Raw genomic sequence first — 19,296 nt, 5'->3', positions numbered from 1 at the left:
TTTTCTCCATGAGTATTGGGGATAAATTAAGATGAAGGATAAACTTTGAAGATGCTGCTCAGGGGGACACTTTGCCCAATACCAACATCTAATAATGGTGCGTCAGAACCTGGGGTCACGCCGTTGACGCGGGTATAACCTAGTTTTGTGACTTCAACTTCGGCTCCGGCTCTGACGGCTTTCACATCAAAGTAATATTTCCCTTTTGTATCTGCCACTAGGTTTCCTTTGTTGTCGCGACCATCCCAAGCCATATCATAAATATCGGGTTTGACTTCGGTATCATAAGTAATGGTGCGTACCACCATTCTGTTTTTATCGCGAATAGTAATTTCAACGTTATCTGCCAATTTCGGCAAAAAGAAACCAAACGGAGATGAGATAAATTCGGACTGTGGTTCTTCGCTGCCGCCTTCATCACCCATCACACTTTTATCACTCAGTGCAAAGTTTGAAGGACTATCAGGGCTAATCCCCTCATCCGGTAATGGATTTGAAGGTTTAATGATTGAACTATCTTCGCCAGTGCTCTCTTTTTTAAGTGGCGCTAAAATAATTTCGTTGCGAGGAATAAGAACACCTTTGCCAACAAGCTGAGTGGCTTGTAATGATTGCCCTGAACCGATTTGTTGGGAAATACCACTAACGCTATCACTTAGCTTATTCATACTCTCAAGCGTTGCGATTTGTGCCAATTGACTGGTCAAGTCGGTATTTTCCATAGGGTTAGTAGGGTCTTGGTTTTGCATCTGTGTGACAATCATCTTTAAAAATGTGTCACGCATATCATCACTTTGACTTTTCTTTGGCACATTACTGGCAGCCGGCTCTGGACCGGCTGTAGTATTATCCAAAGAGTCGTACATTGTGGCGGCAATTCCCATTACAAACCTCCCTTACTGGCCTATTGTTAATGTCTTTTGCAATAACGTTTTTGCCGTATTCATCACTTCAAGGTTGGCTTGATAACTCCGAGAAGCCGAAATGGTGTTGATCATCTCCCCGACCATGTCGACATTTGGCATTTGCACATAACCTTTTTCATCAGCCAGTGGATGGCCAGGCTTATATTCCATACGCGGCGGTGCGGGGTCTTCAATGAGTTCACTCACACGCACACCACCCACTTCATTGCGCCCTTGTGGTGCCATTTGAAAGACCACTTGCTTTGCACGATACGGCTGCCCGTCCGGTCCTGCGACGCTTTCGGCGTTTGCCATGTTGCTTGCACTGACATTCAAACGCTGAGACTGCGCTGTTAATGCAGAAGCAGAAATATCAAAAATACTCAGTAACGCCATGCTTATTACCCTTGCTGTAGAACAGCCAACATACTTTTAACGCGGCTATTAATAAATGTGAGATCAGCCTGATATTTCAGGGTATTATCAGCGAATTGACTACGTTCAATATCCATATCTACCGTATTACCATCCATCGATGTCTGATAAGGAACACGGTATTTCAAGTCTAAATTTGGCGCTTTAATGCCTCGTCCTTCGATATGGCCTTTAGCTGTCACGGCAAGGGTGACGCCCTTTGAACCAACGACACCTTTGTCCATTGCTTGTTGAAGTTGACGATTAAAGTCAATATCACGTGCTTGATAGCCCGGAGTATCCGCATTTGCGATGTTTGAAGCCAAAACAGTCTGCCTTGCTTCGCGTATTGATAACGCCTGCTGCTGAAAAGCAAACGTGGCATTTAATTTATCAATCATGATGGCCCTCAATGGAAATAAAGCGACTCCTGAATCTGAACATTCGCTCATATAATTTAAAATTCGACCTGCATATCTTAGCCGTCTACTAAAAAATCTAATGGCAAGATAAAGGCAAAATAATTGACCTATTTGGCTCATTCATTATTAAAGACCTGCGTAAACTGCAATCGTGAAAAAGTTTGCTTACCAAGGAGGCTATCCCTACATGCGTTATCGTCAAAAGCTGTCATTTAGCATTATAATTAGTGTATTAGGGTTAACCATTAGCGTTGCTCAAGCCTCATTACCTCAAGATATCAATCACTATTTCCGCCAAATTCACGGTAAAAAAAACCAAGTTTCTATTGAGATCAAAACGCCGATTGAACGTTGGCCAAGCTGTGAGAAACCCCAAATCAGTCCACCTATTGGGGGCAGAAATATGGGAAATGTATCTATTCCAGTGCAGTGTGGTAAGAAAAAACAATTTATTCAGCTAATTGTGAATGTGACGGGGCAATATTTCGTTGCAACACGTAATATAAATCGTGGTGAATCTATTGAGTTTGTGGATATTGGCAGTAAAAAAGGCTTATTACATAAGCTTCCCGCTGGAGCGAGTACTGATAAAATGGCACTACGCGGCGCAATAGCACTCCGTAATATCCCTGCGGGGCAAACATTTACCAAATCGATGATCCGACTCCCTTGGGCAATAAAAGCAGGTCAAACCGTATTTGTCTTTGCTAATGGGGAAAATTTTTCAGTGAAATACGAAGGAAGAGCCATTAATAATGCCACCATTGGGCAAAATATTCGTGTAAGATTACTCAATGGTCAAGTAGTCAATGGGTTAGCACAAGAGAATGGCAGTGTTAATATCGCATTAAAATAAATGCCATCAAGACCGAATATGACGAGTCTGTACTTAATGTCAACTCACTCAAAATGAACCTTTATTCTAAATAGTTCAAGTCGCATCAAGGCGACAAGTGAATGAGTCGCTAGGAGCTTACATAAGTAAGTGACTAGTGCGAATGAGCGTAAGTTAACGCAGAGGCGGCTTGAAATATGACGAATAAAGGCAATATTTTGTAACACTATAAAGACTAAAGATCCCACAAAATACGCCGATAACTGACATATGATAAAAATCGGGAACAGGAAAACACATTATGGCTATTGAGCAAACACCTGCAATTTCTGCGCTAACTCAGGTAACAAACCGTGACCCACAAGATACGGCTACCCCGATGCGCGATAAAAAAATTTCGACAAATGAAATCATTAAAGAAAGTACATTTGTCCCGAGTGAGCTGCAAAAAAAATTATTACAGCCCCAAGCTAGCGATATTAACAGCGCTAAAGTTGAACAAATTAAACAAGCTATCAAAGATGGCACCTTGAAAATGGATGCAGAAAAGATTGCTGATGGCATTTTACGTGATGCACATGAGTGCATGTTATCAATGAAATAAATAACTACCATGACTGATGAACTATTAATCTTGCTAGAACAGCAACATGCTCATTTACAATCATTGCAAATCGTGATGAAAAATGAGGAACTACTATTAGGTTACCAGCGTGTTCCGCCTTCGCCTTTTCAGGAAACGACTGAACAAAAACGTTTCCTTGTTGCGGCGATAGGCCATGGGGAGACCCAGCGGCTACAACTCGAATCACAAGCAGAAATTACCGCGCCTTATGAAGGTAATACTGAATTAGCCAGTGTATGGGAAGCGATTAAAGTATTAACAACCAGCTTAAAAGAATTAAACTATCGCAACCACCAAATGCTGCAATTACATATAGAACTCAATGCTCAACGCCTAAACTTTGTAAAGAAACACAACAACCAATCCACTTATGGTGCTGATGGTTTAGAATCAAAACGCCCTGTTTTAGGTAAAAAAATTTCGATTTAAACTGTGTTCTTCCTAGTTCAAAAATCCTTTTTTATCATCTCAAAGCCTATCAGACAGCTTACTCAATGACCTGATATAGCTTCAACATTAAGTCGACTAAAGGAAACCTACCGCCATTTAACCGACCTGCTGGCTATCCCCTGATATGCAGCCCATCTAAGAAGCCTCTGATAAAGGCCTAATTCAGTTTCCCCTCATAAACAAATTGGTTCATTTTAATCAGCTATCAAATGCGAAAAGGCCACTCGAATAAGAGTGACCTTGCATACTTTCTTTACGCTTTAACGTGGGTTCAAATACACGCCTTCGGTATATGCCTTAAAACAATAACATACCTATCCTACTGGCCATATAGGTTGGCGCAACAGGGTTAGCTACCACTAATCATCGAAGTCATTCTAATCTTACGGTGGTCAGTCATTTCTAAATTAGACATCACCACTAACTGCGGCAAACTTCGGCGTAAGAAACGCGATAAAATTAGGCGTAAAGCATGGTTAACTAATAACACTGTAGGAGCCCCCATCGCTTCTTGGTGAGAAATTGCTTGTTCTGCTTGAGTTTGAATAAACTGCGCAAGGTTAGGCTCTAAGCCCCCACCATTTTTGGCCGCTTGCAATAAAATTTGTTCAAGCCCCGCATCTAAACCAATAACTTGAATTTCTTCTGCATTACCAAACCACTGTTGAGTAATAGCGCGGCCTAATGCAATTCTCACTTGCGAAGTTAAATAGTCCGTGTCTTTTTGCTCGCCATTTTCCCCCGCCATTTCTGCTAGTGTTTCAATAATGGTACGCATATCGCGGATCACTACGTCTTCCATTAATAAATTCTGTAGAACACGGTGCAAAATTGTTAATGAGATGGTATCGGGGATCAGGTCATCAGCCAGTTTTGGCATCTCTTTTTTCACTCGGTCATATAACATTTGTGCTTCTTGGCGACCAAATAACGTGCTTGAGTTTTGCAATAAAATTTGATTGAAATGCGTTGCTACCGCGGTACTCGCAGACACTACCGTATAGCCTTGAATTTGCGCTTGCTCACGTAAATCATCATCAATCCAAACGGCAGGTAAACCAAATGCAGGTTCTTTAGTCTCATCACCTTGCAATGACCCCGCCGCATTACCAGGGTCGATAGCAAGACTACGCCCCGGTTGTGCTTCACCACGCCCAACTTCAGCGCCTTTAATTAAAATACGGTATTCACATGGGGAAAGTGCTAGATTGTCACAAATATGGACAACAGGGGGCAAATAGCCTACTTCTTGAGCGAATTTCTTACGTAAACCACGAAGGCGACCCAGCAATTCACCTTGCTGCTCACTGTCAACGAGCGGTATCAATCGATACCCGACCTCCATCGCTAACAAGTCTTCTAATTGCACATCATCCCACGTTGCTTCAACAACTTTGTTCGCTTCTTGAAAATGTTGTGCTTGGTTGTTGTCCCCCGCGGCATTTTCCGGTTGCTGAGCTTTACGAACTAGATACCAACCCAATGCCGCTAACGCTGCAGTAAACAACAGGAAAACAAAGTTAGGCATTCCAGGTATTAAACCTATTAGCCCAAGGACCCCTGCACTGAGCCACATCACTCGCGGGTTATTGAAGAGTTGGTTGACCATCTGTTCACCCACATCTTCATCCGTTGCAACACGAGTGACGATAACCCCTGCCGCGGTCGAAATAATTAATGCCGGAATTTGGGCGACTAAACCATCACCGATGGTTAACAAGGTATAGGCACTGGTCGCATCCCCCAGAGACATATTATGTTGACCGACCCCAACAATTAAGCCTCCAATCACGTTAATCACCATAATCATGATCCCCGCGATAGCATCGCCACGGACGAACTTACTCGCCCCGTCCATTGAACCGTAAAAATCAGCTTCTTGGGTTACTTCGGCACGGCGTTTTTTCGCTTCGTCATCACTAATGATGCCAGCATTGAGGTCTGCGTCGATAGCCATTTGCTTACCCGGCATACCATCAAGTACGAAGCGTGCGCCCACTTCCGCAATGCGCCCCGCACCTTTAGTGATAACCATAAAGTTAATCAATACTAGGATGATAAATACCACAATACCGATAGCAAAATTACCGCCGACTAAAAAGTGGCCAAATGCTTCAACGACTCGCCCTGCTGCGTCTGGCCCTGTATGACCATCAAGTAAAATAATCCGCGTGGAAGCAATGTTAAGGGAAAGACGTAACAATGTGGCGAATAACAAGATGGTTGGAAACGCGGCAAAATCGAGGGTCCGTTTAGTGAACATCGCCACTAGCAATACCATGATGGAAAGTGCGATATTAAAAGTAAACAATAAATCCAATAAAAATGCCGGCAATGGCAGTACCATCATCGACAAAATCAATAAGATAAGAACCGGACCCGCAAGTATTTGCCACTGCGTTCCTTGTAAGTTTTTCGGCAATTTTAAAAGTGAAGCCAAATTAGCCATCTCGATTGTTATCTCCAGCAAAGTCCAGTGTTGGTGGCACTGGTAAATTTTTCGGTTTTTTCGGTCTGAGCCCACCTTCACGACGCCAGCGACGTAATTGGTAAACCCATGCTAAAACTTCTGCTACCGCAGCATATAAGGCAACAGGGATACTTTGTCCTATCTCTGCATGGCGATATAATGCACGTGCTAAGGGCGGTGCTTCTAACTGCAATATTCGGTGTTCTTCACCGATTTCTTTAATACGTTGAGCAAAAACCCCGGCACCTTTTGCTAATACTTTTGGCGCTCCCATTCTTTTATCATCATATTTTAGCGCCACCGCATAATGGGTTGGGTTGGTGACTATCACATCCGCATTGGGGACATCCGCCATCATCCTATTACGCGCGATAGCACGTTGCTGCTGGCGAATTTTGGCTTTTATCTGGGGGTCACCCTCTTGCTGTTTAAATTCATCTTTGATTTCTTGGCGGCTCATTCTTAATTTTTTCAAATGAGAGCGAAATTGGTAAAATACATCAAACGCCACCATTGGGATCAGTAAAAAGACAATTAAGTAGCCAGCAAAAATTACTTTTTGTAGTGCATTACTAAGGGCGGTAATCGGTGATTCCATCACTAAATGCAGCAATGATGGCCAACTTTCCCATAAAAATATAAAAGCCCCTAACCCAACAAATAACGATTTCAAAATTGCTTTAAATAGCTCAGATAATGCATTCATTGAAAAAATACGTTTTAACCCTTTCAACGGGTTAAGTTTTTTCAAATCAAACTTAATCAATTTGCTATTAAATACTAGCCCGCCCACCAGTGACGAAGCCGAAATCCCAACGAGCGCCAACCCACCAATCACCGGAAGTAAAGCAAATAATGCCTCACTAACGACCCTAGCTAAGTAGCTGATCATTAAGCCCGTATTTTGTAAATAATGCCCATCAAAAATAAACCCTTGACGAGCTATTTGTCTTAGTTGAGTTGCCAGATGCCCACCACTTAGCCACAGTAAGCTAATACCCGCTAACATCATCATTAACGAGCTCAATTCCTTTGAACGAACTATTTGCCCATCATCTTTGGCTTTCTGCTTTTTATGGGGAGTGGGTTCTTCTGTTTTTTCTACATCACTCTCGTCGGACACATCTGTTCCATCATTTTAAAATACGAGTTATCGCATAGCATGACAGAGTGTAAGAAAATCAATGGTGGAAAATAGACACACTTCGAGGGGGTTATTTGCCCATTGAGCAATAAGCCAGCAATCTTGCGAATAGCTTCGCAAACATGAGCGCTCACTGAAGATAATCCTATATTTCGTATTAATAAAGAATAAAAAAACATCAGTATCACTGTAGCGCCTGAGCTCTGCGAACAAGCAAGGCGGGCTAAACTCAACTTATCTGCAATACTAACTTGTGCCTTACAAGCTGAATTAAAACGCCTAGAAGCACAAAAGTGGAAAAATGAAAATATCGAAGGTTTTAATCAATTAAATAGGAACAATGAAGAATACGGATTACTCTCAGATAAATACAAGGTTTTTTAATGCAATATTGCCTCTATCAAAATCGAGAAGATACAGTCAAACACCCATATTTACTGGACATTCAAAGTAATATTATTGATATATTGAATACTCTTTTAGTCATCCCGTTATTCGATAGCAGGCTAGTTAAAAAACCATTACCTACTTGCCTTAACCCCCAGTTATTTAGCAACGGGCAGGTGTTTGTTTTAATGACACACCAAATGGCTTGCGTCCCTCATTCATTATTAGGGAAAGAAATCGTTGACTTGAACTGCCAACAAAACACGATTAAACACGCAATTGACTTACTTATTGATGGCTTTTAACAATAAAAGGTTATTATGGATATTTGTCATCTTGTTGCCCCTGATGTTCCCTTAGAAGATGCCCCTAAGCATGCGCAGCACATACTTAATTGGCTAAAGCAACAAGGCATTATTGACCCACATTTTCAACATATTGAATATGGTGAAGTCATTTATCGCCCAACGCCCGCCTATAAAGAGCCGATTCTCTATGTTGTCAATGATGAGATAGTACCGACTCAATTACCTGAAGAGACATTAAAAAACTATTTAACCATCGTCACCGAACGCACCGTATTCCACGCAGGGGGAAATGGTCTTGGTATTTATTGCCCACAATGCGCCAAAGAACAAAGTGAACATAGTAACGCATGGGGCGATACCGTTTCCGATTGGTACGAAGGGAGACCTGAAATTCTTGGGTGTTTTAATTGCAACTTCAATGCCCCACTTTCCGGTTGGAATTTTGACCCACAATGGGCTTTTGGAAATTTAGGTTTTAGCTTCCATAATTGGGACATACAAGACTGCTTTATCGACCAACTAGAACAGGTGCTCGGCAGCAAAATCATCACGGTATATCAGCATGATTAATATTCGCTGTACCTTTCAACTTATTTGACCGTGACGCTCAGTGAAAGGCGCATGCCTAATGCATCTGCATACTTTAGTAATGTGCCAAGCTTAGGGTCAAACTGCCCTTTTTCTAAACGTGAAATATTTTGCTTTTGCGTTTTCATTTTTTCAGCGATTTGGACTTGGGTTAAATTATTGGCAATGCGGGCTAATTTAAGCTGGTTAATCATCTCTTTGCGTATTTCTAATTCTATATAAGGTGATTCAATATCAGTCTCATTATGTTGTTCTGTTTCAGTGTCCCTGACTATAGTAGAGATTAAATCGTTATTTATCATTACAATACCCCCTATACTCTAAATAACTCAAGTTAGCGCTAGCCAATAAATGAACTCATCGATAAAGCCTCTATCAACAAAGTGACTAAGGTGAATGAATGTAGTCAACAGCGCAGCCGCTTGCAGCCTGATGAAGATATAATTCAACTAAATTGAAGCTACTCTAGCAGGATGACTATTAGGGTAGCTCCATAAACAAAGGCTTAAAATGTTCGGTTAGAAACCGAGTTCATCAAGAAGATCATCAACCTGTGACTGTGATGCCATTACGTTCACACCTTCTTTATTAATTTGAGGCCCATTGAGCAAACCTTCATTTTGCGTTTTGACGCGCATTTCTGGTGGCGTATTCTCCATCAACAAAGCCAGTAATTGTTTTTCCGCTTCTTCAACAACTTCCATCATTTTTTTGATGACTTGCCCTGTTAAATCTTGGAAATCTTGCGCCATCATAATTTCAAGTAGTTCAGCTTTAGTCGTTTCGCTGTCTTGGATCACTTGGCTTAAAAATGCCTCTGTTGATTGTCGCAATTGAGCCGGGACAGCATCATTTTCCGCTTCTTGCCATTGCTGTTGTAACGCTTGTGCGTTTTTATTCATATCAACTTGTAATGGCTTGATAACATCAATGCCATTTAACGTTTTTTCTGCTGCTTGCGCAGTCATTTGGGCAATATAACGTAACCTATCTTTACCATCAGGAATGCTGGCAACCGCCTGTTGAACACTTTTTTCAAGACCAAGCTCTCGCATGCTCTCTCTTAGCGTTCTCATTAAGGTACCAATCCGCGTAATGACTTGTTTTAAATCATCATTACCATTGCGATTGCTCCCGATACCACACTGTTCTGTCATGACAATCTCCTTTGGTATACGCGTTTATTGCAGACCCATTTTTTCAAAAACTTTATTTAATTTTTCTTCCAAGATAGCTGCGGTAAACGGCTTAACCACATAACCACTTGCTCCTGCTTGTGCGGCTGCAATAATATTTTCCTTTTTGGCTTCTGCGGTGACCATTAGAACTGGAATATGTTTCAGGGCATCATCACCACGGATAGTTTTAAGCAGTTCTAAACCATCCATATTTGGCATATTCCAATCTGCAACAACAAAATCGATATTGCCTGTGCGGATCTTCTCTAATGCATCAACGCCGTCTTCTGCTTCTTCTATTTTATTAAACCCGAGCTCTTTTAATAAGTTACGGACGATACGACGCATTGTAGAAAAATCATCGACAACCAAAAAACTGAGATCTTTAGCGGCCATAACCACTCCTTCAAAAAACAATTGTGAATTTCTGCATCGTTAAACCGACACAGAAGAAAGTCTTGCTAAAACGCTAGGGGCAATTTTAAGAATATCTTGCACCTCATCCGCCGCATCCATTTCTATCGCAGCACGCGGCATACCAAATACAACGCAACTACTTTCGTTTTGCGCATAAGTGATAGCCCCCTGCTGGCGTAAATTAAGTAGCCCTTTTGCCCCATCCATTCCCATTCCTGTCAGCAAAATGCCAATACATTTTCGGCCAACACACTGAGCAACAGAATCAAATAACACATCAACAGATGGGCGATGGCGGTTAACCGGCTCACTCTGTTGCAAAATGACTTGAAAACCTTTGCCTTTATCTGCAATTAGCATATGTGAGTCGCCAGGAGCAATGTACGCATGGCCTTTTTGCAGCAATTCGTTGTGCTCCGCTTCTTTGACTGTCAACACGCAAAGTTTATTTAGTCTTTCAGCAAACGAGCGAGTAAACCCTGCGGGCATATGCTGGGTGATCACTACGGGCGGGCACTCTTTAGGGAGCATTTCAAGAAATTGACGTATCGCCTCTGTCCCCCCAGTCGATGCACCAACCGCAATGACTCGGCTATTACAAACATATGGAGACAAAGCTTTAGCCTGTGAAATCGGCTCTGTAACTTTTTTCTCTGCACGCGTAAAACGACTGCGCTGTGTAATTTTTGACATCGCCGCTGCACGAATTTTTTCACCAATCACATCGCGATAACTGATCATCGTTTCACGGATACCAATTTGCGGTTTGGTGACAAAATCTACCGCGCCTAATTCCAGTGCTTTTAACGTCACTTCGGAACCTTTAGAGGTTAATGTCGAAACCATGACGACGGGCATTGGGTGTAAACGCATTAATTTTTCTAAGAAATCAATACCATCCATACGTGGCATTTCGACGTCTAGCGTAATGACATCAGGCTCATGTTGTTTAATTAAGTCACGTGCAACATAAGGATCTGGTGCGGTATCCACCACTACCATGTCTTCATGACTATTAATAATTTCGCGCATTAATTGACGCATCAGTGCTGAGTCATCCACACATAGCACTTTAATTTTTTTCATTACCCCCTCCTCGCAGCTTGCAAGCTGTAGACGGTTTGCCCTTTAATCACAAAACTTTGCGATAACTGAGATAAATTTTCTGAATGTCCAATAAATAACAAACCATCTGGCTTAAGCAATGGAACAAAACGCTCTAGCATTTTCATTTGCATTTCTTTATCAAAATAAATCATGACATTACGGCAAAAAATAGCGTCAAAACGATGCTGTAATTGCCAGTCATGGTCGCTAAGATTTAAGTAACGAAATTCAATCATTTGCCGTAATGCGGGTTTCACTCGGGCATAGCCATCAAACTCACCAACACCTTTCATAAAATAGCGCTGTCGCTGTAATGCACTTAGGTTCTTCAACTCTTCAATGCGGTATACACCCTGCTTAGCTCTTTCCAAGACTTCAGTGTCAATATCACTAGCAATCACTTTGGCATTAACAGCATTAGGCCCCAGAACATCACTCAGTGTCATGGCGATAGAGTAGGGTTCCTCACCAGTCGAAGAAGCTGCACACCAAACATTAATAGGGCTGTTTTTCCGTGTACGGATAAACTCCGCCAGCGTCACAAAATGATGCGGTTCGCGGAAAAAGGCCGTTAAATTGGTGGTTAAAGCATTTACAAAAGCTTGCCACTCTGGATGCTGAGGTTCACGCTCTAACATCCGCAAATAATCAGAAAAATTGCCGATATTACAATCCCTTAACCTCTTTAATAGCCGGTTATAGACCATATTTTTTTTATTCATGGTAAGGACAATGCCTGATTTTTTATGAATAAATCGACAAACCCGACTAAACTCGTCATCAGTCAGTGGTTCCACCTGTGGTACAAAAAGCATCGTACTTGTCGTCCTATTCAATAAAAACCCAGAAGCAGCCGGATATTCAGGCTGCTCTTGATGGCGGAGGAAATGAAAATTGTGTTTCACTTCCTCAGCCGAAAACCAATAAATTGATTCACTTAAAACTGTAAATTAAAACTCATCTACTCAACGTCGAATTCGCTGAGTCCCATTTTCGGGGAGTTCAAAGAACGCAACGGTATCAACTAAGTTGTTAGCCTGATCTTCTAAGGCGGCAGTAGCACTAGTAGATTGTTCCACTAAAGCTGCGTTTTGCTGGGTGACAAGATCCATTTGGCTTACAGCGGTAGCTACTTGCTCAATACCCCGACTTTGTTCATTTGAGGCTGAAGCAATATTTCCCATCAATTCAGTAACTTGGTTAACAGCTGCAACCAACTCACTCATTGTGGTACCCGCTTCATTCACTAATTGAGAGCCTTGGCTTACACGGCCCACGGACTCATCAATAAGAGTTTTAATTTCTTTGGCGGCTTCGGCACTGCGCTGGGCTAAGGCCCTAACCTCCCCTGCAACAACAGAGAAACCTCGCCCTTGTTCACCCGCTCGCGCAGCTTCAACAGCAGCATTTAGCGCTAAGATGTTAGTTTGGAAGGCAATACCATCAATCACACTAATAATGGCACTGATTTTTTGAGAGCTGTTTGCAATCGACGTCATGGTATCGATGACATCTTCTGTAATTTCGCCCCCTTTCGTTGCCGTCTTAGAAGCACTCACCGCCAATTCACTCGCCTGACGCGCGTTGTCTGCGTTTTGCTTAACCGTTGCTGTCAGCTCTTCCATACTAGCCGCCGTTTCTTCCAAAGATGCGGCTTGCTGCTCAGTACGTGAGGATAAATTATTATTGCCTAAAGCAATTTCGCGGATACCCGTATACATTTGGTCGGTATTTGCACGCAGCGCTGTCACTGATGTGACTAAAGACTCTTGCATTTGCTTTAACTTGCCAAAAACCTCGCCAATTTCATCACCCGTTTTCACTTCGATAGTTTGGTTTAATTTCCCATCTGCGACTAATGCAAAGTGTTCTCCCATACTTTTAAGAGGAGTGATTACCTTGCGTTTCATCCAATAGTGGGCAAATGCGATGACTACTATGATGATCACGATAACAGAGATAAATGAGCTCCAAGCGAAGGTGTTGTACATCCTTGCCGCAGATAAAGACTCTTCATTCTCGATTTTCAATAAATCGAGGTAATCGCGAATTCCTGCTTCAAGTTGTTCTTGGTTTTCTTGAGCGGGTAAGGCAATGTAAGCTGGAACATCTTTATTATCTAAATGCGTTTTTAACGCTTTTAATGTGATAACAAAAGCTTGGTACCTTTCATCCAGCGCCGCGAGGTTCTCTTCTTCACTAAGGATTGGCTGGTTTTTAAATTCGGTGTAATCTTTAGCCGCTTCCGCTAGTAAATTATCGAATGTCACCTGTGTTTCTTCTATCAGAGGCTCATGCCCCCCAACTTTATTCAGTAATGCAATTTGCGTCAGGCTGTTACGTGCCTGCATTAAGTGTTTATTCGTTTCTTCTAATAGTGCACGCTTATTTGACCCTAAATCGATGCGTTCCAATGAATTTAATTCACTAACAACTATTCCAACAGAAACCCCGCTAGACACGATCTGCATCCCACAAAATAAAATGAGAAGTAGATATAAACTCACTGAAATCCGGATATTTTTACCAAACATTGAAATCCCCACTTGTGCCAGCTAAGAGAACTGATCGCCTAATACATTGCCTTGTTTTCTAATGCACAGAAACGCTGCAAAACCGAAGCTTTGCAGCGTAAAACTGAGCTTAATCGTTAGAAAGTTTCCCAATTGTCATCATCTTTATGTTCCTTCGATGATATTTTTGTTAAATCCGGCGTCTTAACGATATTCGAAACCGTTCTTTCTGCCGGTTTAATATTACGTATTTCACTTTGTTTTAATGGTGGTAAGCGGAAGATAGAAATCAATTGCGACAGTTTCGCGACTTGTTCTTCCAATACATTGGCAGCAACTGCCGATTGCTCAACTAAAGACGCGTTTTGCTGTGTGACTTTATCCATTTCGGCTACGGCGATGCTGACTTGGGCAATCCCTTTGCTTTGCTCATCGGAAGCCGTTGCAATATGAGTCATAATGTCTGTCACACGGGTAACCGATTCGACAATTTTAGTCATTGTCTCACCTGCGTCTTCGGCTTGGCGTGCCCCGGTATCCGTTCTTGATACTGAATCTTCAATAAGCGTTTTAATTTCTTTTGCCGCATCCGCACTACGCTGAGCTAAGTTACGCACTTCATCGGCAACGACTGCAAACCCGCGCCCATGCTCACCCGCTCGTGCAGCTTCTACTGCTGCATTCAATGCTAAGATATTGGTTTGGAAGGCAATGCTGTCAATGACGGCGGTAATATCAGAAATTTTTTGCGAGCTATCCGCAATGTTCAACATGGTACTCACCACATTGGAAACAACCTTACCGCCCTCTTTCGCAATAACCGATGCTTGGCTAGCAAATTCACTGGCTTGATGTGCATACTCAGTGTTTTGTTTCACCGTTGCCGTCAGCTCACTCATACTGGCAGAAGTCTCTTCCAAGCAAGCTACTTGTTGCTCTGTTCGTGCAGATAAATCATTATTACCCGCAGCAATCTCAGTAGTGCCTTGGTAAATAGTTTCGCTACCATCCAATACGCCACGCACCGTATTAATCAACTCCTGCTGCATGTGCTGGACACCATTCGCCAACTCACCAATTTCATTGTTCGCCGTTGTGGTTATATTTGGCGTCAAATCCCCTGAAGCAAAGACTTGAATTCGTTGATTTAATAAACTGAGAGGTTCAATAATTCCCTTACGAACATAGCGATAACTGAAAAATCCAATAAAGGCTAACGCAATCGATAACGTCATCAACATATATAATGACTGGCGATAATTATTGTCTGCATTTACGACTTCGGCTTGAAAGTCAGAGGAGATATCAGCAAAATATGCGTTAAATTGCTCTTCAAATTTCACTTGATGCCCTGAGGTTCTATGGGCATAAAAGCCTTCTAAATCACCTTTTTCTGCATATTCACCTAGCTTAATTAGTGCATTTCGGTAGGTTTCATAAGTGCTAAAAAGCTGTTCAAATTTGGCTTTATCATAATCCGAACTTTGCATTAGCTTCTTATAACGGTCATAAGCACCATCCGCCGCTTTGAAGTTATTTTTCGCAGCCTTAATCAGCTCTTCATTGGTGGCATCGTCTTGAATTTTGCGCCCTTCTAATAAATAAGCGTTAATTGACCGATTTAAATTAGCTCGAGCTTGTAATAAATTAACCCAACTTTCTGTTAAGACTTGCCTTTGGCGTTGTAATGAATTCAAGTAATTTATACTGTCGCTGTTATCGCCCAGTTTGGTAAACATCAAACCACTGGATACCAGCTGCAGTAAAATAAAGATAAAAATGACGGACAAAAGTCCTGATACGATTTTAATTCGACTGTACATGACGTTTTACTAACATAATTTTGTTGTATTTTGGATATCGGTCATCAAGCCAAAAACTTTAGCCAATGACTTATTATTATTTGCACAAATAGTTAGGCTGAGAATTACTCAGCCATGCTGTCAATTAGTGCCATTTCATCGCTTGTTAGTAACTTTTCAATATCGACTAATATCAACATACGGTCATTAACTGTCCCAAGACCTGTTAAATATTGTGTCGATAAGGTCACTGCAAAATCAGGTGGCGGTGCGATTTGTTCTTCATTTAATACCAGCACATCAGAAACACCATCCACAACAATTCCAACGACTCGGTCTTTTAAATTCACCACAATGACAACGGTATTATCGTTATACACCACGTTTTCATGGGAGAATTTCACGCGTAAATCAATAATAGGGATAATCACACCACGTAAATTGGTCACGCCCTTAATAAAATCTGGTGTATTCGCGATACGAGTAACCTGCTCATAGCCACGAATTTCCTGCACTTTTAAAATTTCAATGCCGTACTCTTCTTCACCTAAAGTGAAAATAAGATAGCCTTCGCCGTTCTTTTCTTCTTCGTGTTTATTTAAATCATCATCTAACATAGACATGGTGTATGGCCTCTATTTAGTGCACGACAGGTTGAGAAACCTGTTGTTTCTTTTTAATCAAAATGCTGTTATTCATTCTTTGCAGCTCGGCCACATCTAAAATCAATGCAACAGAGCCATCGCCCATAATTGTTGCTGCAGAAATACCTGGGATCTTGCGATAATTACTTTCAATATTTTTCACCACCACTTGTTGTTGTCCTACTAGCTTGTCAACTAATAAGGCAAAGCGATGACCTGCATTTTGGATAATCAACACAATGCTGTTATCTAAATGGCGTTCAGCCCCGTCAATTGAAAAAACATTATGTAATTCAACGAGTGGTAAGTATTCTCCACGCACAAGCAACATTTTTTCTTCACCCGCTAAACGGTAAATATCTTCCTGACGTGGTTGTAATGTGCTGATGATGGCGCTTAACGGCACGATAAATACGTCTTCCGCAACTTTTACGGACATACCATCGAGAATAGCCAAAGTTAAGGGGAGTAAAATACGGATGATTGTCCCTTTACCTTCGGTGAAACCTATCTGAATACGCCCTCCCATGTCTTGAATGTTCCGCTTAACAACATCCATTCCAACACCCCGACCAGAGACATCCGTCACGACCTCAGCAGTTGAAAAACCGGGTGCCATAATCAGCATGGCTACTTCATCATTGCTCATCCCGTCATGCACATTCATGCCTTGAGACTTGGCTTTTGCCAAAATGCGTTCACGGTTTAACCCCGCACCATCATCACGAACTTCAATGCAAATATTGCCGCTCTGATGTGCCGCAGCCAACGTCAATGTGCCAGCTTCTGGTTTACCATTGGCTAACCGAACTTCTGGTTTTTCAATTCCGTGATCAAGACTATTGCGTACCAAATGATTTAGCGGGTCAACAATCCGCTCTATTAAGCTTTTATCTAGCTCCGTGGAGCTACCTTCCACTTTGAGTTCGATTTTTTTGCCTAATTTCGATGCAATATCGCGTACCATGCGAGGAAAACGGCTAAAGACATAATCCATTGGCATCATGCGAATAGACATAACAGATTCTTGTAATGCCCGTGAATTCCGCTCTAATTGCACAATCGAACTTAATAAATCGCTGTATTCGTTTTGGTCTACTTGCTGGCTATGTTGCGTCAACATAGATTGGATAATGACTAGCTCGCCAACTAAGTTAATCAGTTGGTCAACTTTTTCGACTGCAACACGAATACTGCTAGAGTCCCCTTTGGGTTTAGCTACAGCAGGTTTTTTCGATGTATTCGTTGTTACAGCAGTAGCCGGTGATGTGGCTACTGGCTTAGTTTCTTCCTTCGGCTCAACAACGTTGGCGTTGGCTTGGTTGTCAGGTTCACTAGCAGTGATTTTTTCAGGAGCAACAGCCTGGCAGTCGCTAAAAGAGACCGTTTGATGAGTAATTTGTGACTCGTCAACCACAAAACATAATACGCCACAAATATCATCAATATCTGTATTAGTTCCAAGCCAAGCCTGTAGGCTATCAGCGGTTTTTTCAGTGTGGTACAGATTGCCAAATAAACTTAATTCATCGGCAAGTAAATCAACTTCACTTTCTTTTAGTTGATTTAATGTGATCATAAAATAGTGTGAAAACTCGCCTTGTGACGTGGCCGTTTCAGCAATCTCAGTTTCAACTAATTGTTCCGTTTGCGGTTGTGCTGGCTCAGTGACCTCCTCAGCATGGTTTTCAACCCGGCTAAGGACCTCGCAAATCCGCTTAAATGTTTCCTCATCAGGTAAAGAATCATTTTTATACGCATCTAACTGTGACGCCATTACATCTTTTGCATCAAGAAATACGTCAATGATGTCAGGTGTGAGCGTTAACTCATCATGACGCGCTTTATCCAGCAAGTTTTCCAATGTATGAGTGGTGTTTTGCAACTGAGTGAAACCAAAGGTTGCAGCTCCTCCTTTTATTGAATGGGCACTGCGGAAAATGGCATTTAGCTGTTCGCTGTCCGGGTCAAAAGGATCAAGCTCAAGTAAATGTTGTTCCATATCCCTGAGCAACTCATCGGCTTCATCGAAAAATGTTTGATAAAACTCGGTAATATCCATGGTTTTTATCCAGTTTCGCTTAGGTTTCACTTAACGCTGTCTGCCGGTATGACCGGCAGACAACTAAACAAGTCATGTAATAAATTCAAATTACTATGATTTATCACGGTATTTTTACCGCAGATATTTCATCCACAATGGGGTCAGACGATATTTTTTGCGGTTTATTCAGCACATCGTTGATGGGTTTTGCCCCACTGTATTCACGTAATATTTGTTTTGCATCTTCATCATTTAACACGATAATGCTTATCCGGCGGTTAATAGGTGCAAGTCCATCTTCGGTATCTAAATGGATTGCAGATGCCATTCCTACAACTCGTAGTACCTTGTTTTCATCCATCCCTCCACGAATTAACTCACGACGAGAAGCGTTTGCTCGGTCAGATGACAGCTCCCAGTTACTATAATTTGCCCCATTAGCATAAGGTAAATCATCCGTATGACCGGAAATGCTGATACGGTTTGGGACATCATTCAGAAGCGGTGCAATCGCACGTAGGATATCGCGCATATAAGGCTCAACAGTGGCAGACCCCACTTTAAACATGGGTCGATTTTCACTATCAACAATTTGGATACGTAAACCATCATTAATCATATCAATGAGCAAATGTGGTTTTAATTCGTTCAAACGAGGGTCTTTTAAAATGGCTTGTTCAAGTGACTTTTTTAATTTTTCAAAGCGATAATTTGCGTCACCGTCAATAATATTGTTTGGTTCTGGCATCACATCCCCTTCGCGGAAAATAGGGTCTTTACCACCACCGGGAATTGGGTTTGTAGCATCCCCACTTTTTTTACCTGGGTTAATTGCGGTACTTAATGGGGTGCGAAAATACTCAGCAATCTGAGTCAGTTCCTGAGGACTTGAAATTGAGATCAGCCACATCACGAGAAAGAACGCCATCATTGCAGTCATAAAATCGGCATAAGCAATTTTCCATGAACCGCCATGACCACTTTGCCGATGTGAATTACGCTTTTTAACTCGGATAATATGAGGAGTATTGGCTGCCATCCTA

Annotated in this window: 21 protein-coding genes; 6 read left to right on the top strand and 15 right to left on the bottom strand. The window is 41.9% G+C overall.

Features of this window, described 5'->3' with window-relative positions; genetic code table 11:
- Positions 1–26 precede the first annotated feature (26 nt).
- Genes ACHB7C_RS00880 through flgB form a run of 3 tightly spaced genes read right to left on the bottom strand, consistent with a single transcriptional unit; the run spans position 27 to position 1,720 of the window.
- The gene (locus tag ACHB7C_RS00880; RefSeq protein WP_048606788.1) at positions 27–884 is read right to left on the bottom strand and encodes a flagellar hook assembly protein FlgD; all 858 of its coding nucleotides are present in this window, start codon (positions 882–884) and stop codon (positions 27–29) included.
- A 12-nt stretch (positions 885–896) separates the two neighbouring features.
- Positions 897–1,301 carry a flagellar basal body rod protein FlgC gene (flgC, locus tag ACHB7C_RS00875; RefSeq protein ID WP_042844266.1) on the bottom strand — a complete coding sequence of 135 codons (405 nt, stop codon included), beginning with the start codon at positions 1,299–1,301 and terminating at the stop codon, positions 897–899.
- A 5-nt stretch (positions 1,302–1,306) separates the two neighbouring features.
- On the bottom strand, positions 1,307–1,720 hold the full coding sequence (gene flgB / locus ACHB7C_RS00870) for a flagellar basal body rod protein FlgB (protein WP_042844268.1): 414 nt from the start codon (positions 1,718–1,720) through the stop codon (positions 1,307–1,309).
- A 208-nt stretch (positions 1,721–1,928) separates the two neighbouring features.
- Here flgB and flgA point away from each other — a divergent pair, with 208 nt between their 5' ends.
- The 3 genes from flgA to ACHB7C_RS00855 all read left to right on the top strand — a co-directional run bounded on the left by flgA (position 1,929) and on the right by ACHB7C_RS00855 (position 3,630).
- Complete coding sequence (gene flgA / locus ACHB7C_RS00865) at positions 1,929–2,597, top strand: flagellar basal body P-ring formation chaperone FlgA (protein ID WP_395346157.1); 669 nt, start codon at positions 1,929–1,931, stop codon at positions 2,595–2,597.
- A gap of 280 nt (positions 2,598–2,877) precedes the next feature.
- Entirely contained in the window at positions 2,878–3,180 is a 303-nt protein-coding gene (flgM, locus tag ACHB7C_RS00860) for a flagellar biosynthesis anti-sigma factor FlgM (protein WP_042844270.1), read from the top strand.
- A gap of 9 nt (positions 3,181–3,189) precedes the next feature.
- Complete coding sequence (locus tag ACHB7C_RS00855) at positions 3,190–3,630, top strand: flagella synthesis protein FlgN (RefSeq protein WP_042844271.1); 441 nt, start codon at positions 3,190–3,192, stop codon at positions 3,628–3,630.
- Positions 3,631–4,000: 370 nt separating this feature from the next.
- Here ACHB7C_RS00855 and flhA read toward each other — a convergent pair whose 3' ends face one another.
- The gene (gene flhA, locus ACHB7C_RS00850) at positions 4,001–6,100 is read right to left on the bottom strand and encodes a flagellar biosynthesis protein FlhA (protein ID WP_042844272.1); all 2,100 of its coding nucleotides are present in this window, start codon (positions 6,098–6,100) and stop codon (positions 4,001–4,003) included.
- Positions 6,093–7,244 carry a flagellar biosynthesis protein FlhB gene (gene flhB, locus ACHB7C_RS00845; RefSeq protein WP_042844273.1) on the bottom strand — a complete coding sequence of 384 codons (1,152 nt, stop codon included), beginning with the start codon at positions 7,242–7,244 and terminating at the stop codon, positions 6,093–6,095. The genes flhA and flhB overlap by 8 nt, the downstream gene beginning before the upstream one ends.
- Positions 7,245–7,442: 198 nt before the next feature.
- On the opposite strand from flhB, the gene ACHB7C_RS00840 reads away from it, so the two are divergent.
- The 3 genes from ACHB7C_RS00840 to ACHB7C_RS00830 are packed head-to-tail and all read left to right on the top strand — an operon-like array spanning position 7,443 to position 8,530.
- Entirely contained in the window at positions 7,443–7,649 is a 207-nt protein-coding gene (locus ACHB7C_RS00840) for a type II toxin-antitoxin system CcdA family antitoxin (protein WP_316927704.1), read from the top strand.
- Positions 7,649–7,957: a CcdB family protein gene (locus ACHB7C_RS00835; protein WP_048606785.1), complete on the top strand. Its 309-nt coding sequence runs from the start codon at positions 7,649–7,651 to the stop codon at positions 7,955–7,957. The genes ACHB7C_RS00840 and ACHB7C_RS00835 overlap by 1 nt, the downstream gene beginning before the upstream one ends.
- A gap of 15 nt (positions 7,958–7,972) precedes the next feature.
- Complete coding sequence (locus tag ACHB7C_RS00830; protein WP_071547928.1) at positions 7,973–8,530, top strand: hypothetical protein; 558 nt, start codon at positions 7,973–7,975, stop codon at positions 8,528–8,530.
- A gap of 20 nt (positions 8,531–8,550) precedes the next feature.
- On the opposite strand, the gene ACHB7C_RS00825 is transcribed toward ACHB7C_RS00830, so the two are convergent.
- The 10 genes from ACHB7C_RS00825 to motB all read right to left on the bottom strand — a co-directional run bounded on the left by ACHB7C_RS00825 (position 8,551) and on the right by motB (position 19,292).
- The gene (locus ACHB7C_RS00825) at positions 8,551–8,850 is read right to left on the bottom strand and encodes a helix-turn-helix transcriptional regulator (RefSeq protein ID WP_042844276.1); all 300 of its coding nucleotides are present in this window, start codon (positions 8,848–8,850) and stop codon (positions 8,551–8,553) included.
- Between the two features lie 216 nt (positions 8,851–9,066).
- Complete coding sequence (locus ACHB7C_RS00820) at positions 9,067–9,705, bottom strand: protein phosphatase CheZ (RefSeq protein WP_042844277.1); 639 nt, start codon at positions 9,703–9,705, stop codon at positions 9,067–9,069.
- Between the two features lie 24 nt (positions 9,706–9,729).
- Entirely contained in the window at positions 9,730–10,122 is a 393-nt protein-coding gene (gene cheY / locus ACHB7C_RS00815) for a chemotaxis response regulator CheY (RefSeq protein WP_034782834.1), read from the bottom strand.
- A gap of 39 nt (positions 10,123–10,161) precedes the next feature.
- Positions 10,162–11,229 (bottom strand): chemotaxis response regulator protein-glutamate methylesterase, encoded by a 1,068-nt coding sequence (locus ACHB7C_RS00810; protein WP_042844278.1) that lies wholly within the window; start codon positions 11,227–11,229, stop codon positions 10,162–10,164.
- A complete protein-coding gene (locus ACHB7C_RS00805) occupies positions 11,229–12,065 on the bottom strand; it encodes a CheR family methyltransferase (RefSeq protein ID WP_042844279.1) in 837 nt (278 codons plus the stop codon). Before ACHB7C_RS00805 ends, ACHB7C_RS00810 begins: the two co-directional genes overlap by 1 nt.
- A 150-nt stretch (positions 12,066–12,215) precedes the next feature.
- The gene (locus ACHB7C_RS00800; protein WP_395346152.1) at positions 12,216–13,784 is read right to left on the bottom strand and encodes a methyl-accepting chemotaxis protein; all 1,569 of its coding nucleotides are present in this window, start codon (positions 13,782–13,784) and stop codon (positions 12,216–12,218) included.
- Positions 13,785–13,900: 116 nt separating this feature from the next.
- A complete protein-coding gene (locus ACHB7C_RS00795; protein WP_131679911.1) occupies positions 13,901–15,586 on the bottom strand; it encodes a methyl-accepting chemotaxis protein in 1,686 nt (561 codons plus the stop codon).
- A gap of 104 nt (positions 15,587–15,690) precedes the next feature.
- On the bottom strand, positions 15,691–16,188 hold the full coding sequence (gene cheW, locus ACHB7C_RS00790; RefSeq protein ID WP_042844283.1) for a chemotaxis protein CheW: 498 nt from the start codon (positions 16,186–16,188) through the stop codon (positions 15,691–15,693).
- A 16-nt stretch (positions 16,189–16,204) separates the two neighbouring features.
- Complete coding sequence (cheA, locus tag ACHB7C_RS00785; RefSeq protein ID WP_210831755.1) at positions 16,205–18,271, bottom strand: chemotaxis protein CheA; 2,067 nt, start codon at positions 18,269–18,271, stop codon at positions 16,205–16,207.
- A gap of 103 nt (positions 18,272–18,374) precedes the next feature.
- Positions 18,375–19,292 carry a flagellar motor protein MotB gene (gene motB / locus ACHB7C_RS00780; RefSeq protein WP_042844285.1) on the bottom strand — a complete coding sequence of 306 codons (918 nt, stop codon included), beginning with the start codon at positions 19,290–19,292 and terminating at the stop codon, positions 18,375–18,377.
- Positions 19,293–19,296 lie beyond the last annotated feature (4 nt).

The sequence above is a fragment of the Providencia sp. 2024EL-00732 genome (genome assembly GCF_044006275.1).
Taxonomy (GTDB): domain Bacteria; phylum Pseudomonadota; class Gammaproteobacteria; order Enterobacterales; family Enterobacteriaceae; genus Providencia; species Providencia huashanensis.
The sequence above is the reverse complement of the archived record's forward strand: the minus strand, read 5'-3'. Positions and strand labels throughout refer to the sequence as shown.